Annotated in this window: 15 protein-coding genes; 10 read left to right on the top strand and 5 right to left on the bottom strand. The window is 69.8% G+C overall.

Annotation, left to right across the window (positions count from 1 at the left end):
- A complete protein-coding gene (locus B5X82_RS09235) occupies nt 1–660 on the bottom strand; it encodes an RluA family pseudouridine synthase (RefSeq protein WP_176152511.1) in 660 nt (219 codons plus the stop codon).
- Between the two features lie 145 nt (nt 661–805).
- On the opposite strand from B5X82_RS09235, the gene B5X82_RS09240 reads away from it, so the two are divergent.
- From B5X82_RS09240 to B5X82_RS09255, 4 genes are all read left to right on the top strand, one after another.
- Complete coding sequence (locus tag B5X82_RS09240) at nt 806–1,429, top strand: 50S ribosomal protein L25/general stress protein Ctc (protein WP_079647845.1); 624 nt, start codon at nt 806–808, stop codon at nt 1,427–1,429.
- Nucleotides 1,430–1,568: 139 nt separating this feature from the next.
- On the top strand, nt 1,569–2,138 hold the full coding sequence (gene pth, locus B5X82_RS09245) for an aminoacyl-tRNA hydrolase (RefSeq protein ID WP_079647846.1): 570 nt from the start codon (nt 1,569–1,571) through the stop codon (nt 2,136–2,138).
- A gap of 11 nt (nt 2,139–2,149) precedes the next feature.
- On the top strand, nt 2,150–2,539 hold the full coding sequence (locus B5X82_RS09250; protein ID WP_079647847.1) for a VOC family protein: 390 nt from the start codon (nt 2,150–2,152) through the stop codon (nt 2,537–2,539).
- A 115-nt stretch (nt 2,540–2,654) separates the two neighbouring features.
- The gene (locus B5X82_RS09255; protein ID WP_079647922.1) at nt 2,655–5,465 is read left to right on the top strand and encodes a CHAT domain-containing protein; all 2,811 of its coding nucleotides are present in this window, start codon (nt 2,655–2,657) and stop codon (nt 5,463–5,465) included.
- A gap of 186 nt (nt 5,466–5,651) precedes the next feature.
- Here B5X82_RS09255 and B5X82_RS09260 read toward each other — a convergent pair whose 3' ends face one another.
- Entirely contained in the window at nt 5,652–8,015 is a 2,364-nt protein-coding gene (locus B5X82_RS09260; protein ID WP_079647848.1) for a hypothetical protein, read from the bottom strand.
- A gap of 2 nt (nt 8,016–8,017) precedes the next feature.
- A complete protein-coding gene (locus tag B5X82_RS09265; protein WP_235862641.1) occupies nt 8,018–9,346 on the bottom strand; it encodes a surface lipoprotein assembly modifier in 1,329 nt (442 codons plus the stop codon).
- Nucleotides 9,347–9,467: 121 nt separating this feature from the next.
- On the opposite strand from B5X82_RS09265, the gene B5X82_RS09270 reads away from it, so the two are divergent.
- The gene (locus tag B5X82_RS09270) at nt 9,468–10,757 is read left to right on the top strand and encodes a caspase family protein (RefSeq protein ID WP_176152512.1); all 1,290 of its coding nucleotides are present in this window, start codon (nt 9,468–9,470) and stop codon (nt 10,755–10,757) included.
- A 9-nt stretch (nt 10,758–10,766) separates the two neighbouring features.
- On the opposite strand, the gene B5X82_RS09275 is transcribed toward B5X82_RS09270, so the two are convergent.
- Nucleotides 10,767–11,081 (bottom strand): hypothetical protein, encoded by a 315-nt coding sequence (locus B5X82_RS09275; RefSeq protein WP_223811248.1) that lies wholly within the window; start codon nt 11,079–11,081, stop codon nt 10,767–10,769.
- A 73-nt stretch (nt 11,082–11,154) separates the two neighbouring features.
- Nucleotides 11,155–11,784, bottom strand: coding sequence for a hypothetical protein (locus tag B5X82_RS09280; protein WP_079647851.1), 630 nt, complete (start codon nt 11,782–11,784; stop codon nt 11,155–11,157).
- A 132-nt stretch (nt 11,785–11,916) separates the two neighbouring features.
- On the opposite strand from B5X82_RS09280, the gene B5X82_RS09285 reads away from it, so the two are divergent.
- From B5X82_RS09285 to ychF, 5 genes are all read left to right on the top strand, one after another.
- Nucleotides 11,917–12,687: a response regulator transcription factor gene (locus tag B5X82_RS09285; RefSeq protein ID WP_235862642.1), complete on the top strand. Its 771-nt coding sequence runs from the start codon at nt 11,917–11,919 to the stop codon at nt 12,685–12,687.
- Nucleotides 12,684–14,042 (top strand): sensor histidine kinase, encoded by a 1,359-nt coding sequence (locus tag B5X82_RS09290; RefSeq protein WP_079647853.1) that lies wholly within the window; start codon nt 12,684–12,686, stop codon nt 14,040–14,042. The genes B5X82_RS09285 and B5X82_RS09290 overlap by 4 nt, the downstream gene beginning before the upstream one ends.
- Before the next feature lie 68 nt (nt 14,043–14,110).
- Nucleotides 14,111–14,749 carry a DUF2238 domain-containing protein gene (locus tag B5X82_RS09295; protein ID WP_235862643.1) on the top strand — a complete coding sequence of 213 codons (639 nt, stop codon included), beginning with the start codon at nt 14,111–14,113 and terminating at the stop codon, nt 14,747–14,749.
- A gap of 36 nt (nt 14,750–14,785) precedes the next feature.
- Complete coding sequence (locus tag B5X82_RS09300; RefSeq protein WP_079647854.1) at nt 14,786–15,430, top strand: hypothetical protein; 645 nt, start codon at nt 14,786–14,788, stop codon at nt 15,428–15,430.
- Nucleotides 15,431–15,561: 131 nt separating this feature from the next.
- Nucleotides 15,562–16,662 (top strand): redox-regulated ATPase YchF, encoded by a 1,101-nt coding sequence (ychF, locus tag B5X82_RS09305; protein WP_079647855.1) that lies wholly within the window; start codon nt 15,562–15,564, stop codon nt 16,660–16,662.
- Nucleotides 16,663–16,709 lie beyond the last annotated feature (47 nt).

Raw genomic sequence — 16,709 nt, forward strand, 5'->3', positions numbered from 1 at the left:
TCAGGCCGGGTCGGCGAAGCCCAGCGCGGTGAAGCGCGCCGGCAGCGGCGCCCGCGCCTCGATCGCGGGCTTGCCCTCGCGCGGCACCACGAGCGCCGCGGCATGGAGCAGCGTCACACCCGTCGGCCCGCCCTTGCCATAGACCGGATCGCCGTGGATCGGCAGGCCGATGCCGGTCGCGGCATGGACACGGATCTGGTGGGTGCGGCCGGTCGTCGGCCGGAACTCGACCAGCGCGCGGCCGTCGGCCGCCGCAACCAGCCGCCAGGCGGTGGTCGCCGGCTTGCCCTTGGGATCGCCGACCATCCGCCAGCCCTTCTCGCGGGTGGATATCTTGGCGAGCGGCAGCTCGACCAGCCCGCCCTGTTCGGCCGGTATCCCGTCGAGCACGGCAAGATAGGTCTTTTCGACCTTGCCCTCCTCGAAGGCGAGCGCGAAGCGGCGATGCGCCTTGGGGTTACGCGCGAGCAGCAGGCAGCCCGAGGTGTCGCGGTCGAGACGGTGGACCGCGCTCGGCCAGCGCTTGAAGCCGAAGGCGAGCGACTGGAGATGATTCTCCAGGCTCAGGCTGCCGTCGCGCGGCGGATCGACCGGCAGGCCGGACGGCTTGTCGATCACGATCGCTTCGCCGTCGATGAAGAGGATATGTTCGTCGAGCACGCGTCTCCCTTGCACGGGCCGGCCCCGCCTGCAAAGAGCTTCCTTGCCTTTCGGGCGCCGCGCCGCTATGCGCCCCCATCCCGTTCCGGTCATCCCTGGAGGCGGTACGGGTCTTGGAAACTCAAATGCGAACTGGAGACATGTTATGAGCGAAGTGCTCGACCTGTCGGCCGAGGCACGCGAGCGGGCTGGCAAGGGAGCCTCCCGCGCGATCCGCCGCGAAGGCCGCGTCCCCGCCGTGATCTACGGCGAAAAGCAGGAACCCGCCTCGATTCACGTCGAGGAAAAGATCCTCATGAAGCTGCTGCACACCGGCCACTTCTTCAACAGCGTGGTCATGCTCGATCTCGGCGGCAAGAAGATCCGGACCCTGCCGAAGGACGTCCAGTTCCACCCGGTCACCGATCGTCCGCTGCACGTCGACTTCCTGCGCATCGGCGAGCACACCAAGGTCAACGTCAACGTCCCCGTCCACTTCAAGGATGAGGAGCTGTCGCCGGGCCTGAAGCGTGGCGGCGTGCTGAACGTCGTCGTCCATGACCTCGGCCTGTCGGTCGACGCGGCCGAGATCCCGGAGGAGATCGTCGTCTCGCTGAAGGGCCTCGAAGTGGGCGAAAGCATCCACCTGTCGCAGATCGCCCTGCCCAAGGGCGCGGTCGCGCAGGACCAGGAAGACGTCACCATCGCGACGATCGTCGCTCCGTCGGCGCTGAAGAGCGCCGAGGGCGAGGAAACCGCCGAAGCTGGCGAGGAGGCTGCCGAGGGCTGAGCCCTTCGCGGTTTCGTGAAAGAATGGAGGCCCTGCCGACCCGTTCGGCGGGGCCTTTTCTTTCGCGGCATGGCCGACCGATCCCGGATCGTTCCGGCTTTGCTGGCATCGCGACCGTTGATTGGTTAGAGCGACCGCCATGCAGATCTGGGTCGGCCTTGGCAATCCGGGCGCGCAATATGCGATGCACCGGCACAATGTGGGTTTCATGGCGGTCGACACGATCGCCGAGGTGCATCGCTTCGATCCGTGGAAGAAGCAGTTCCAGGGTTGGTCGGCGACCGGGCGGATCGGCAACGCGAAGGTCCTGCTGCTCAAGCCCGCCACCTTCATGAACGAGAGCGGCCGATCCGTCGGTGAGGCGATGCGCTTCTTCAAGAGGGAGACCGGCGACGTCACCGTCTTCCACGACGAGCTCGACCTCCCCCCATTCAAGGTGAAGGTGAAGACCGGCGGCGGCACCGCCGGCCATAACGGCCTGCGATCGACCGAGGCGCATATCGGCAACGCGTTCCGGCGCGTCCGCATCGGCATCGGCCATCCGGGACACAAGGACCGGGTGACGGGTTATGTCCTCGGTAATTATGTCAAGGCGGAGCTCGACCCGCTCGCCGGCATGCTGGGCGCGATCGCGTCCGAGGCGGACTGGTTGGCTGCGGGCGACGACGCCCGTTTCATGAGCGAGATCGCGTTGCGGCTCGCCGACTGACGGAGGCTGTCATGCAGGTCACTCCCTTTCTGATGTTCCAGGGCGATGCGGAGGCGGCGATCGACTTCTACCGCGGCATCTTCCCTGATTTCGAAGTGGTCGAGCTGACCCGCTGGGGTGCGGAGGGGCCCGGCAAGGAAGGCTCGATCTATCAGGCGAGCCTCTCGATCGCCGGCCAGACGGTCCGCTGCTTCGACAGCCCGCCGGTCCACGACTTCGGCTTCACGCCTTCCTTCTCCTTCTTCATCGACTGCGACGACGAAGCGCAGATCGAGACGCTCTGGGCTGGGTTGTCCGACGGCGGCAAGGCGCTGATGGGGATCGGCGACCATGGCTTCAGCCGCCGCTTCGGCTGGGTCCAGGACCGCTTCGGAATCTCCTGGCAGCTCAATCTGCCCTGACGGGCTGACGCCGGGCCCTTCCCGCAGTACAAGACTTCCCTGGGGAAAGTATCGCGTTCGGAGGAATAGCGTGAGGGGCCGTCTGTTGTCTGCCGCGGCGGGGGCCGCGCTTCTGATGTCGTCGCCGCCGGTCGCGGCCACCGGGGCCGATCCCGTGGCAGCCGCCGCGAAGATCGACATATCCGCCGATCCCGGCGGCGCGGTGGTCGCCTGGCGCGCCGCGCTCGCCGCGACGCCGCAGGGCAGCGCGCGACGGCCCCATGTCCTCGTCAACCTCGGCGCCGCGCTGGTCGGCGCCTCGCGCAGCGATGAGGCGCTGCCGATCCTGACCGAAGCGCAGCGGACGCCCGGCGCCACCCCGGCCGACAAAGCGCGCATCGCGACGATGCGGGGCTCCGCGCTGGCCGATCTCAACAAGCTCGACGAAGCGAAAGCATCGCTCCGCTCGGCGATCGCGCAATGGCACGCGATCCGACCGCAGGGCAGCCCGGAGGAGGCAAGCGCGACGAACACGCTCGCCACCATCTATTTCGCCGAGGGCGACCTCGACACCGCCGAACGGATCGGCCGGGAGTCGATCGACCTCTATCGCAAGGTAGCGGCGCCCGAGGATGCCGAGTTGGTCGGATCGATCGGCAACATGTCGACCATCACCCTCCAGCAGCGCAAGCTGGAGGCGAGCGAAGCCTATGCGCGCGAAGCGATGACGATCGCGGCGCGCGTCCTGCCCGAGGATCATCCGACCGCGATCGTCGCGCTCACCAACTGGGTGGCGGTGCTCGCGGCGCAGAACCGGCGCGCGGAATCGGTCGACATATTGAAGCGGATCGCGGCGCTGCGCGAGAAGCGCTTCGGGCCCGACTATCCGCCGCTGGCGATCAGCTACAACAACCTCGCCCGCAACCTGATGTTCCTCGGCCGCGCCGCCGAGGGCGAGCCCTATGCCCGCCGGGCCGTGGCGATCGGGGAGAGGACCCGCGACCCGACCGACCAGGCGCTGGCCGCCTTTCGCGATAATCTCGCCGACCAGCTCGTCGATCTCGGCCGTGAGGAGGAATCGGTCGCGATCCGCCGCCAGGCGATCGCCGGGCTCGGCCAGGGCAACCAGCAGCGGGCGATGCGCATCCGCAGTTCGCTGGGCAAGACCCTGCTCCACATGGGCGACGATGCCGACGCGTCGGAACAGTTCGCCACAGTCGACGCCTGGCAGGCAAAGACGCTGCCCGAAACCCATCCCGACCGGATCGAGAATGCCGGCTATCGCGCGCTGCTCGCCGCCCGCCTCCGCCAGCCCGGCGCCGACGCCGCCCTCGTCCGCATCCTGACCGTCACCGAGCGCGAGCTGTTCGCCAACGCCGATCCCGACCGGCGCAGCAGCTTCGTCGCCGATCATCTCGGCCGGCTGCTGGAGGCGAGCTGGCTGGTCGGCGATCGGCCAGCGGGCTTCCGCGTCGCCCAGCTCATGGCGCTCGACGACGCCGGCCGCGCGATCGTCGCCGTCTCCGCCCGCGCTGCCGCGCGCGACGGTGCCGCCACGCTAGTCCGCAAGCGACAGGATCTGCTCGCCCAGCGCGACATGCTGACCCAGGCGGCGCTGCGTGCTTATGGCAAGGGCAACGCCGATTATCGCGACGCCACCGCCGAGGTCGGTAAGGTCGACAGCGAGCTGGCCGCGACCGAGGCCGCGCTCACCGCCGCCCAGCCCGACTATGCCGCCCTCACCCGTTTCGCCGCGCTCGACGAAACGGCGGTGGCGCAACGGCTCGGCCGGCGACAGGCGCTGGTGATGCCCGTCCCGTTCGCCGGCGGCGCGCTGACCTTCGTGGTGCGGCCGGACGGCGGTGCCTGGGCGCGGTCTCCCGAAGGCGCGACGACCTCGGCCGATGCGGCCGCCCTACGCGCCTCACTCGGCCTCGAACGGGCGACGCGCGGCGCGCTGGCCGACGCGTCGGGCGAACAGCCCCGCTTCGATCGCACGCTCGCCCACCGCGTCTATCGCGACATCGTTCCCGCCGGACTCGACGCCGCGCTGAAAGGCGCGACCGACTGGATCCTCGCCCCCGGCGGCGGCTTCACCAAGCTACCCTTCGCGGTGCTGGTGACCGACGCGCCCAGGGGCCGCGACGACGATCCTGCCGCCTTGCGCGCCACCCCCTGGCTGATCCGCAAGGCGGCGCTGATGCAGGTTCCCGCGATCGCTGGCATCGGCGAGAACGACGCCGCCGCCAAGGTTGGCGACCGCTTCGTCGGCATCGGCGCGCCACTGCTCGGCGGCAAGGCCGCGCCGGGCGATCTGCACAGCTTCTATCGCGGTGGCGCGGTCGATCGCGACGCCCTCGCCGCGCTCGCCCCGCTTCCCCAGGCCGAGCGCGAGCTACGCCGGATGCAGGACGCGCTCGGTCTCCAGCCCAGCCTGCTGGTCGGCGCCGCCGCGACCGAAAGCGCGGTCAAGGCCGAGGACCTCAAGCGGGTCCGCGTCCTTGCCTTCGCCACCCATGGCCTCGTCGGCGGCGCCGTCGACAAGGTATCGGAACCGGGCCTCGTCCTCACCCCGCCCGCCAAGCCCGACGCCAACGACGACGGCCTGCTCACCGCGTCCGAGATCGCCGGGCTCGACATCGACGCCGACTGGGTCGTGCTGTCCGCCTGCGACACGGCGGCCGGCCAGAGCCCCACCGCCCCTGCCCTGTCCGGCCTCGCCCGTGCCTTCCTCTATGCCGGGGCGCGATCGTTGCTGGTCAGCCATTGGGCGGTGCGCGACGACGTCGCTGCGCGATTGACCGTCGAGACCGCCTCGCGCGCCGCCAAGGGCGAGCCCCGGCCACAGGCGCTGCGCAAGGCGATGCTGCGGCTGATCGCCGACCCGAAGGTGACGGACGGCGCCGATCCCTCGGTCTGGGCCCCCTTCATCCTGGTCGCCCGCTAGAGCGGTTCGCGATCCGATCGCATGCGGACCGGCCGCTCTAGATCATTGTTTTACCGCGATTTCCGAGTCGGCAGATGGTTCCATCTGCCTAGAAATCGCTCTAAAGGAAAAACGGCGCCAGGCTACCAGACCTGACGCCGTCTCCCGCGGGTGCCGGGCGGTGGGAATGGCCGGCGCCCGAAGTCCTTATTTGCCGAACGCCGCCGCGCCGGTGACGGTCGGGCCGCCGCCCGGAGCATTGACCGAGTAGCTGATCCCGAGATGGCTCGCCCCAGGCCCGGCAAGGAAGCCGCGAATGTCGGCCTGGCAGCTCGAGGCCGGGCAGACCGGTCCCCCCGGCGCGACGTTCAGGCTGTTGGCGAAGAAGCTCATGTCCGGCTGGACCGAGATCTGGCTCTGCGCCGGATCGGTGATGCCGCCGCTGGTGTTGACCTGATAGACGAAGCCGCCAATCGCGACGTCGAGGTCCAGGCCGACTTTGGGCGTCGTGCCGAAGGCCACCGCCGCGCTGCCGCTGAGCGTGCCAGGATCGCGCGAACCGTCGCTGATCGTCGGCTTGGTTGCCCCGACCAGCGCATAGGTAGCGGTGCCGCTGGTCGGCAGGTTCGTCGCCGGCGCCCCATAGACGAGGTGAAGACCCTGCTTGTCGCTGCGGCTGACCGGCGGATTGCCGAAATATTTGCCGGCGGTGGAGCCGCCCGCCCAACGGGTCCAGCCGATCACGCCCGCAACGCTGCCGCTCTCGAAACCGTTGTTGGTTCCGATCTCCGGCGATTCCCCATCGGGATTGGTCGTCCAGACATATTTGAGCAGCTTGCCGCCGTCGCCGGTCGTGACCGTCGTCTTGTCGCGCGAATCGATGCCGATCACGTCACCGGCATAAGCGATCATCTGTCCGGTCGTCCCGTCGCCCGTGACCGGCGTGGTCGGTGTCGTCGGGCCGGTCGGCGTGGTCGGGATGGTGGGCAGCACCAGCGTCAGGTTGGCGAGCAGCGGCGCGATCGCGTCGAAGGTGCCTGTCGTCGCCAGCAGGTTCAGCGCGTCGCGGATCAGCTGGATCGTCGGGGCCGGCACGCCCGCGAACAGTCCGTTGTCGATCGCCAGGTTGATATATTGGCGGATCAGATCGACGGTGATCCCGCTGAACCCGTTCGGATTGCCGCCGCCCTTGAGGAAGGTGATATAGGCCTGCAGCGCGGCCGCATAGTCGGGCAGCACCACTGGGCCGGTGCCGGGGCCCGTCCCCGGATTGGAGCCGCCGGGCGGCACGAATACGCCTGTGCCGCCATTGGCGAGATATTGCGCATAGGCGTCGAACACTGACCGGTTCGCCTGCGCGATCGCGTCAACAAGGCCGCTCGATTGCAGGAAGGCGAAATAGGCGTTGATCACGTCCTGGGTCGCGCCGGTGAAATTGGCCGGAGCGCCGCCACCCTTGATGAAGTCGATATAGGCGTTGACGACGTCGAGATAGCTCCTGGTGAAGTCGGTCGCGGCGCCGCCGGAGGACAGGAAGTCGAGATAGGCGTCGGCCAGCGCCCGGTTCTGCGCCGAAAGGCCCTGCAGCGCCCCTGTCGAGGAGAGATAGGCGAGATAGCTGTTCACTGCCGCCTGGTTCGCCCCGGTAAAGCTCGCCGGGGAGGCGCCGGTGCGCAGCAGGTCGATATACTGGTTGATCAGCGCGGCATAGGTCGCCTTGAACTGGTCGCCCGCACCGCCGTTCGCCAGATAGGCGAGATAGGTCTGGATGATGCCGGGCTCGGCCCCCGCGAACAGTTGCCCGCCATAGGCCGACTGAAGCTGCGCCGCGAAGTCGACCAGGGTCGCGACGTCGTCGGCCGGGAAGGCCGGAACGGCCGGATTGGTCGCCGAGGCCTCGACGTTGCGCGCCGCCTGCACGACGTCGCCCGACGCGCCGACCGCCGCCAGCGCCTCGCCCAGGTTGACGGGCACGCCGGCGGCGGCCGCCCGCGCGGTGTCGCCGGCCGGCTCGATCGCGTCGCTCCCCGCCGTCCGCGACGCGGCCGGGGCGGGATCGGCCCGGTTGGCGAAGATGCGCGAGGTGCCGCTTCCGGCCTGTCCCTGCCAGGCCGAACCGCGGGTGTAGACCCTGGTCTGCCCGTCAGCCTGGATCGAGACGTTGCCGCCCAGCGCATGACCGGTGAAGCCGTCACCGGTGACGGTGAAGGAACCCGAAGGCGATACGCCGCTCAACCGCGCGGTGGCGCCGCCCGGGAGGCGGACGCTGGTCGTCGAATCGCCCGATCGCGTCGCGACGGTGACGCTGCCCGCGAGCACGGTGACGTCGTCGCCGTCGACCCGAACCGCGCCGCCGCCGACCAGGGAGACGATGCTGCCATTGTCGGTCATGATCTGGGTGGTACCGCCGCTGGTGCGGACCTCCTGCCCCGCCGCCAGCGTCGCGCCGGCGAGGGCGGGATCGTCGGAGAAGAGCAGCTTGCCCGCCATGGCGGGGGTGGCGAGGCCGGCGATCGACGCCGAGGCGAGGAGCCCGAGCGAGAGCCGGGCGAAGAAGGTGGTGCTGGTCATGTTCAATTCCCCCGGAACTCGAAGCGGACGCCGAGGCTGGCGGTCCAACGCTTGAAGTCGTACAGCGCTATATTGCTGAAATTACGCGTGTAAGTGACACGCGGGCGGAGGTAGACCGATCCGGTCAGCAGATATTTGAGGCCGATCGAGGCGTCGATCTGCTCGTCCTTGCGCTTCTTGAGGAACAGCGGATCGGCGTCGTCGTAGCGGCGCAGCTCGCCCGAGATGCCGCCGACGACGTTCAGCCCCGGCGAGATCGAATATTCGAAGCCGAGATTGGCGTTGACGAAGCCGTTGGAGAACTGGTCGCCGGCGTTGCGCCGCGCCTCCTCCTTGCCACCCGACACGCTGGCGACGAAGATGCGGTCGGCATAGGAGACCGCCAGCGCATAGCGATCGGCGTCGCGCAGCGGGTCCCGGTCATAGTCGAAGCGGTAGAGCTGCGCGCCGACGCTGAGCGCCGCGCCGTTGCCCATCAGGTGGGTGTACTGGCCGATCGCGCCATAGGCGGTGCGATAGCCGTCATGGCCCAGCCAGAATTTCTGGGCCTGCCCCGACAGCGACAGCACGTCGCGGCTGGCGAAGCTGTAGGAGCCGCCGACCGTGCCGGTCAGGCTGGCCTGATCGAAGGTGCGGTCGCCGATATTGTCGCGCCAGGTGCCGAGCAGGCTGCCGAACACGCGCATCTGCCGGCTGGCCGGGGTGGCGACGCTGACGCCGCCCTGCAGGTCGTAATATTGCTTGTCGATCCGCCGCGCAGCGCCACCCAGCGTGCCAGGGCCGAGGCCCGCGAACAGCGGGATAGTGATCGACGAGAGGTTGGTCGCGCTGTTGATGTTGCTGTCATGGCCGGCCGAGGCGTCGATGAAGCCCGACACGTCGGTGCTCCCGCCGGCGACCTCCCGGTCGAAGCGGCGGACGATGCCGTCGAAGCGCTGCCGCACCGGATCGGGCAGGGTCGGGTCCTGGACGACGGTGTTGAACTGGGCGCGCGCGGTGTCGACGTCGCCGCCCAGCGCATAGGCGCGGGCCAGCTCGGCGCGGGCCTGGCTGTTGCCGGGCTGGACCGACAGCACGCGCTGGAAGGCGAGGATCGCCTCGCCCGCGCGGCCGCTGTCGGCGGCGGCGAGGCCCAGCGCATAGTCATAGTCCGGGTCGCCAGCGCGGGTTCCGACGAGCGGCGCCAGCATGTCGTAGGCCTGCGCGGCCTTGCCCTGTTGCTGAAGGGCGAGCGCACCCTTCACGGTTTCGTCCATGGCCGCCGACGCCGGCGCGCAGGCCAGCGCGGCCGCCATCGCCGCGGCGGCGGAAAAGCAGATGCTACGTGTCACGATATCTCCCCTGTTACCCCGGCGCAGGCTCTGCCACGGACCGCCCGATTTGCTCCCTGACGTTTCCTGACATGCGCTGGCGGCGGCCCGTGCGCGCGCCTATGGAGAGGGAGTGATGCGAATGCGCTTCCTCCTCGCCGCGCTCGCGGGGGCGCTGCTCTCGGCCGCTCCGGCCGCTGCCGAGACGCGCGCGGTGCTGGTCGGCGTCTCGCATTTCTCCGATCCGCGCCTCGCCGTCTTCGCTCTTCCCGGCGCGGCGCACGACGTCGATCGAATGGCCGGAGCGCTCGCGACGCTGGGTGTCGACCGCGCGGCGCTGACGATGCTGACCGGCGACGGCGCCACCCTCGCCGCGATCCGCGCGGCGCTCGACCGGCTCGCCGCCGCATCGGCCGCCGGCGACCGCGCGGTCATCTTCCTGTCGGGCCACGGCACCCAGGCGCCCGCCAGGGCCGCCGACCCGATCGAGCCCGACGGAAAGGACGAGCTGTTCCTTGCCGCGGATGCCGGCGCCTGGGACCCGCGCAGCCGAACGGTACCCGGCGCGCTGGTCGACGACGAGATCGGCCGTCGTGTCGGCGAGCTACGCGCGCGCGGCGTCGACGTGTGGATGGTGATCGACAGTTGCACCGGCGGCGGGCTGCTGCGCGGTTCGGGAACGCCCAAGGCGATTCCGCCCTCCCGGCTCGGCATCCCGGCCGGCGCTCCCTTGCGCGGGGCGGTTGATCCCTCGGGCTTCGTCGACGGCGGACTGGCAGGTGGCGGGCGGCTGGTCGCCTTCGCCGCCGCCGGTCCCGGTGCAATCGCCTGGGACGACGGCGACGGCGGCGCCTTCACCAAGGCGTTGGCCCGCGCAATCGCCCCCGACCGCCCCGCCAGCTTCGCTGCGCTCGCCGCCGGGATCAGCGGCAGCCCGCGCCGGGGCGGAACGATCGGCGCCTTCTGGACGGCGGGCGACCTGTCGGCGCCGCTACTGTTCGACGGGCGATCGCCCGACATGGTCGACTTCGCCCGCGCGCTGCCGCCGCTGCCCTTCGCCACCGCGCTGGCGATCGATCGAGCCGGAGCGTGCAAGGCGGACGGCGGCAATCGGCCGCGGTCGGACGATGGCGGCGACCTCACCCTTCTTCTGCATTGCGACCATGTCCGCGTCGACATGGCCGAGCCGCCACAACCGCTGCGCATCGAGGCCTGGTATCGCGACGCGGCAGGCGGCTACACCAGCCTCGCTCCGCCACTCGGCCTGATCGTCGCGCCGGGCCGCTGGGCCAATGTCGGCTTCACCTTCGTCACCCGCGATCCCGGCACCGGCCGCGAACTGCCCAAGGGCGAGGAGACGCTGGTGCTGATCGCGCGCGACACGGACGGCAAGGCGATCGGCGCGCGGCTGCTGCGGTTCCGGGCCGCCTGATCGCGGCTCTCAATGCGGCAGGATGATCCCCAGCTCGCGTTCGATCTCGCCGCGCGCCAGCAGGCCCGACTGCTCGACGCCCTTGGCGATGATCAGCAGGATCACCTGCTCGGGCGCGGAGACAAGCGTCGGGAAATGGCCGTGCAGGCTCTCGTCGAGCGCGCGGGCGAAGATCGATATGCGGTCGCGCAGGGTCATCTCGGCGGGCAGGGCCACCGAGCGGCTGAAGGCACACCAGCGCTGCGCCGTGAACAGGATCGCAGCGTCGATCGTCGCCGATGCATCATCATCGCGCGATCGGGTTTTTCTGCGAAAGGGCCACATGACGGGCCGAGCATGACATGGTTCGAAGACCCAGATGGTGATCCAGTTCACAACCCGGATCGGCGCCCTCCGGTCAGTTGCTGAGCACCACCACCCGCGTCGGCACCCGACCGGCATTGCCGAGGATCACCCGATAGTCGGCAGCGCGCGGCGGCGACCAGCGGCAAAGCGGATAATAAGCATTGCCGCGTTCGTCGCAGACGGTGCGCCCGCGCCGGTCGGCGACGCTCAGGTGCAGGTCGGCGTCGCCATCGCCGATCGCCGAGACGAAGGCCGGCTCGGCCGCGCGCGTCCGCACCGTCCAGCCGACGCTCTCGCCGGCCGGCAGCATCTGCCGGAACTGGAGCGGCCCACTGCCCCAGCTTCCGCCGACGATGCCCTTGGGCCGCGCCAGGGCCAACGCCTCCGCCTCGGCGGCGACGGCGGCGTCGCCAGGTGCCATCAGCCGCGCCTCTTCCGCCAGCGCGACGGCGATCGGCGACCGATCGGGCAGCCCGGCCCGCGCGACCAGCCGCCCGTCCCTGACCTCCGCCTCGCGCAGGCCGCTCGCTGCGACGATGCGTGCCGCGACAAGCATCTCGCGTGCGTCGCCGGTGCGCCGCGCATGATCGGCCAGCTTGAGGCCGAGTGCCGCGTCCTCGATCGCCGACGGCGCGGCGGCGCCGATCAGCAGCAAGACGGCAAGGATGCTCAGGCGCTTCATGGTTCCGGTCTATAATGGCCGCGCCCGGCAGGCCAGCACGTTGGCCTGAATTTATCTGACGGCCCGAAGCGTCCCGCTTTCCTTTCCACGGCGGGCTGGCATGATGACGCCATGGGGCAAGAAGACGATATCATGATCGAGCAGAGCTTCCGCAGCCTGTTCCTGGGCCGATCGGCGCTGATCCTGGAGGACGAGACCGAAGTCGCCGAACTGCTGGCGACCGCGCTCGGCCGCGCCGGCTTCGCGCGGGTCGACGTGGTCGCCACCGGCACCGACGCGGTCGACCGGGCGAGCGCGGACCCGTTCGACGTGCTGATCCTCGACCGGCAGACGCCCGAGCTCGACGGGCTCGGCGCGCTCGGGCGGATCCGTTCCGAAGGCGGCCGATCGACCCGCGCCCCGGCGCTGTTCCTGACCGCACTGGGATCGGAGCGGCACCGGATCGAGGGGCTGGCGGGCGGCGGCGACGATTATGCGGTCAAGCCGCTGTCGGAGATCGAATTGCTCGCCCGGCTCGCCGCGCTGCTGCGGCGGCGCGAATGGGACGGTGCATCGCCGGCGGGGACAGAGCTGGTCTGCGGCCCGCTCAGGATCGACGCGGGGACGATGACGGCGTCGCTGTGCGGCACCCTGCTCGACCTGACGGCGCGGGAATTCTCGATCCTGTCGCTGCTCGCGCGCAATATCGGTCTGCCGGTGACGCGGTCGATGCTCTGGTCGGTCTGCTGGTCGACCTATAATTTCGTGCCGGCCAATTTCGCCAACACGATCGACGTTCACGTCTCCCGCCTGCGCCGCAAGCTCGAGGCGGCGGGCACCGATCTCCCCGCCAGTCTCAGCCCGCTGATCGTCGCGGTGCGGAGCCAGGGCCTGATGCTGCGGCGGCTGGACGGGCCCGCTTGAGACCATTGCATCTTTCCGCCAAGACGGCGCTGCTGCTGGGCTTCTTCTCGGTGCTGGCGCTGGCGCTCAGCATGCTTGGTCTCGCCATGGTCGACCGGGACGCCCGCCGCATCACGGCCGCCGAGGCCGCGCAACGCGATTTCGAGGCCCTCGACGAGAAGCTCCCCGGGGTGATGGGCAGCCCGGCCGCCCAGCCGCTGCTCGCCTCGGCGGTCGGCGAGATCGGCCAATATGCCGGCCGCACGGGGCAGCCCCGCATCGCCTTGTTCCGCGATTCCGACGGTCGGGTCCAGGGCACCTGGGCGCGCTGGCCCGACGCGGTGCGTCCGTGGCGCGAGGGCTATGTCGCCGCCCGCGCGCCCGACGGCCGTGGCGAACTGATTGGCGTCGAGCGGCGACTGCCCGGCGGCGCGGCGTTGCTGATCGCGCGGCCGGTCGCCTCGGCCAGCGCGCTGCGCCGATCGCTGGGGCTGTGGGGTGGCGGCATCGTGCTGGTGCTGATGGGGCTGTCGATCGCAACCGCGCTGATCGTCGGCGGGCAGACCGCGGCGCGCATCCGCCGCCTCAACCGGGTCTGCGACCGGGTGGGCGAGGGCGACGTCAAGGCGCGGATCGCCGATCCCGGACCGCCCGACGAGATCGGCGTCCTCGCCCGCCACATGAACGGCATGCTCGGTGAGCTCGAACGCCGCATCCACGGCCTGCGCGCGGCGTCGGACCATATCGCCCACGACCTGCGCACCCCGCTCGCCCGGGTGCGCGCGCGGCTGTCGACGATGGAGGATGCCGCCGATCCGGAGATCGCGAGGCAGGCGGCGCGCGCGGCGGCGGAGCTTGACCGGCTGATGGCCGCGTTCAATGCGCTGCTCGAACTGCGCGAGATCGAATCCGACGTCCGTTCACCGCCCGTGCCGTTCGACATCGCCGCCGCGGTCGAGGATGCGGTCGACCTCTACGAGGCCGTCGCCGAGGACCAGAAGCAGGTGCGGATCACCCGCACCGTCGCCGCCGCCGCGTTCGTCGGCGATCGCGAGCTGGTGATCCGGGCGCTCGCCAACCTGATCGAGAATGCGCTGAAGGTGTCGCCGCCGGGCGCGACCATCGCCGTCGAGGCGCAGGACGCGCGCCGCGACGGCGAGCCGGCGCTCGAGCTGGCCGTCACTGACGAAGGACCGGGCTTTCCCGAGCAGGAGGAGCCGGTCCAGCCCCGCTCGACGCTCGGCGGCCATGGCCTCGGCCTCGTCATCGTCCGCGCCATCGCCGAACGCCATCGCGGCGAGGTCCGCGTCGAGAACGGCACGCGCGGGGCGCGGGTCACGCTGCTGCTGCGCACGCCGCGCCTGCTGGCCGGTTGAGCCACGGCTTGCGGCCATCCCCTCCATTGCCATAGCAGTGGTCCGGTGCACTTTGGGGGGCGTCGGACGTGAGAGCGGAAAGCCGTTCGCTATACTGGCTCGGCGCGATCTGGCTGGCCGGGCTGATCCTGTCCGGCCGGGCGCCTTATGACAGGGCGACCTGGTGGATGGAGGTGGCGCCCGTGCTGATCGCCTGGCCGATCCTGTTCGCCATCCGCCATCGCTTCCGGTTCACGCCGCTCGCACTGGGCCTGATCGGCTTTCACGGCCTCGTGCTGATGCTCGGCGGCGCCTACACCTACGCGCGCGTGCCGATCGGCTTCGCGGTGCAGGATTGGCTGGGGCTCGCGCGCAATCCCTATGATCGTTTCGGGCATCTGATGCAGGGCTTCGTTCCCGCGATCGTCATCCGCGAAATCTTCGTCCGCGGAGCCGTCCTTCGCGCAAGGAACCTGCTGACACCGATCGTGCTGCTGATCTGTCTGGCGATCAGCGCCCTGTACGAACTGATCGAGTTCGCGGCGGCAGTCGCGCTCGGCCAGGGTGCCGACGCCTTTCTCGGGACCCAGGGCGATCCCTGGGATACGCAGTGGGACATGCTGATGTGTCTGCTCGGCGCCGCCATCGCCCTGACGACGCTGGGCCGTTGGCATGATCGGATGTGTCGAGACCGTTCGTTTATCGGAGGTTCAGCTACGCCGGATTAGCTTCCGCGCCATCGACTTTACGAATGGAGGGATACCATGCGTCTTGTCCGAACCGCGATCATCGCCGGCGTGGCGACCGCGGCTCTTGCCGGAGCGGCCTTCGCCGCCGGCGACGACAACAAGGTCATGCTGATCGCAATGCCCGACGGCTCGGTCCAGCACGTCCGCTATCAGGGCAGTGTCGCCCCGCAGGTCGTCCTGGTCGCGGCCCCGGCCCCCGTCAGCCTGTTCGATGCCGCCTTCGGCCCCGATTCGGCCTTTGCCGAGATGGAGCGCATCTCGGCGATGATGGAAGCCCGTACCCAGGCCATGATGCAGCAGGCTGCGGCGATGCGGGCGCAGATGCCTGCGACGCCCGCCGAACGCGGCCCCGGCATCGTCATGACCAACGCGCAGGGCCAGCCGGTCGGCGTGATGCACTACAGCTTCGTGTCGAGCACGACATCGGCCGATGGCTGCACCCGGACGGTCAGCTACAGCTCGGACGGCGCGCCCGCCGCCGGCCAGGGGGCCGATCAGCCCCGCGTGATCAGGACCAGCTCGGGAAGCTGTGGCTCGGCCGCCCCCGCGCCCAGCTCCGTGACGCCGACCGGCACCGCCCCCAAGGCGAAGCCCGCCCCGAAGATCATCCCGGTCAGCGTGCCCGCCGAGCTGAAGGCCTTCACGCCGTCCCGGACCTGATCCGGCCGGATCGGATGCACAGGAAGGGCCCCGGAGGATGCTCCGGGGCCCTTCTGCTTTTTGCGGCATGCACTGGCCTTTGCCCGCCGCACCGGCTATCGGGCGCGCATCCGAACAAGGCTTGAGAGATTATGGGTTTTCGCTGTGGCATCGTGGGGCTTCCGAACGTCGGCAAGTCCACCCTCTTCAACGCACTGACCGAGACCGCCGCGGCGCAGGCGGCCAACTATCCCTTCTGCACGATCGAGCCGAACATCGGCCAGGTCGCGGTGCCCGATCCGCGCCTCTATGAGATCGCGAAGATCGGCGGATCGGCGAAGATCATCGAGACGCAGCTCGCCTTCGTCGACATCGCCGGGCTGGTGCGCGGCGCGTCGAAGGGCGAAGGGCTGGGCAACCAGTTCCTCGCCAACATCCGCGAGGTCGACGCGATCGTCCATGTGCTGCGCTGCTTCGAGGACGGCGACGTCACCCATGTCGAAGGCAAGGTCGACCCGATCGCCGACGCCGAGACGGTCGAGACCGAGCTGATGCTGTCCGACCTCGAAAGCCTCGAGAAGCGCGTTCCCGCCTTCGCCAAGAAGGCGGCGCAGGGGGATAAGGAGGCCAAGGCCGCCGCATCGGTGCTCGGCCAGGCGCTCGACCTGTTGCGCGACGGCAAGCCCGCCCGGCTGACCCAGCCGAAGGACGACGACGAGGCGCGCATCTTCACCCAGGCGCAGCTCCTCACCTCCAAGCCGGTTCTTTACGTCTGCAACGTCGATGAGGGCGCGGCGGCGGATGGCAACGAACTGTCGGCGCGCGTGTTCGAGAAGGCGAAGGCCGAAGGCGCCAAGGCGGTGATCGTCTCGGCCGCGATCGAGGCCGAGATCGTCACGCTCGACCCCGCCGACCGCGCCGATTTCCTGTCCGACCTCGGCCTCAAGGAAACCGGCCTCGCCCGCGTGATCCGCGCCGGCTACGAGCTGCTCGACCTGATCACCTTCTTCACCGTCGGCCCGAAGGAAGCGCGCGCCTGGACGGTCGAGAAGGGATCGAAGGCGCCGCAGGCCGCGGGCGTGATCCACAGCGACTTCGAGCGCGGCTTCATCCGCGCCGAGACGATGGCCTATAACGACTATGTCACGCTGGGCGGCGAGGCCGCCGCACGCGAGGCGGGCAAGCTCCGGTCGGAAGGCAAGGACTATGTCGTCCACGACGGCGACATCATGCTGTTCCGCTTCAATGTATAGACATTAGACAAAAATCCGTCATGCCGGCGGAGGCCGGGATGACGCGA

It is taken from the genome of Rhizorhabdus histidinilytica, assembly GCF_900167915.1.
Lineage (GTDB): Bacteria > Pseudomonadota > Alphaproteobacteria > Sphingomonadales > Sphingomonadaceae > Rhizorhabdus > Rhizorhabdus histidinilytica.

Coding starts and splice junctions, on each gene's coding strand:
- pth (WP_079647846.1), top strand. CDS start 1,569: ATGCAGATCTGGGTCGGCCTTGGCAATCCGGGCGCGCAATATGCGATG.
- B5X82_RS09240 (WP_079647845.1), top strand. CDS start 806: ATGAGCGAAGTGCTCGACCTGTCGGCCGAGGCACGCGAGCGGGCTGGC.
- B5X82_RS09255 (WP_079647922.1), top strand. CDS start 2,655: ATGTCGTCGCCGCCGGTCGCGGCCACCGGGGCCGATCCCGTGGCAGCC.
- B5X82_RS09260 (WP_079647848.1), bottom strand. CDS start 8,015: ATGACCAGCACCACCTTCTTCGCCCGGCTCTCGCTCGGGCTCCTCGCC.
- B5X82_RS09280 (WP_079647851.1), bottom strand. CDS start 11,784: ATGAAGCGCCTGAGCATCCTTGCCGTCTTGCTGCTGATCGGCGCCGCC.
- B5X82_RS09275 (WP_223811248.1), bottom strand. CDS start 11,081: ATGTGGCCCTTTCGCAGAAAAACCCGATCGCGCGATGATGATGCATCG.
- B5X82_RS09270 (WP_176152512.1), top strand. CDS start 9,468: ATGCGCTTCCTCCTCGCCGCGCTCGCGGGGGCGCTGCTCTCGGCCGCT.
- B5X82_RS09300 (WP_079647854.1), top strand. CDS start 14,786: ATGCGTCTTGTCCGAACCGCGATCATCGCCGGCGTGGCGACCGCGGCT.
- B5X82_RS09250 (WP_079647847.1), top strand. CDS start 2,150: ATGCAGGTCACTCCCTTTCTGATGTTCCAGGGCGATGCGGAGGCGGCG.
- ychF (WP_079647855.1), top strand. CDS start 15,562: ATGGGTTTTCGCTGTGGCATCGTGGGGCTTCCGAACGTCGGCAAGTCC.
- B5X82_RS09285 (WP_235862642.1), top strand. CDS start 11,917: ATGATCGAGCAGAGCTTCCGCAGCCTGTTCCTGGGCCGATCGGCGCTG.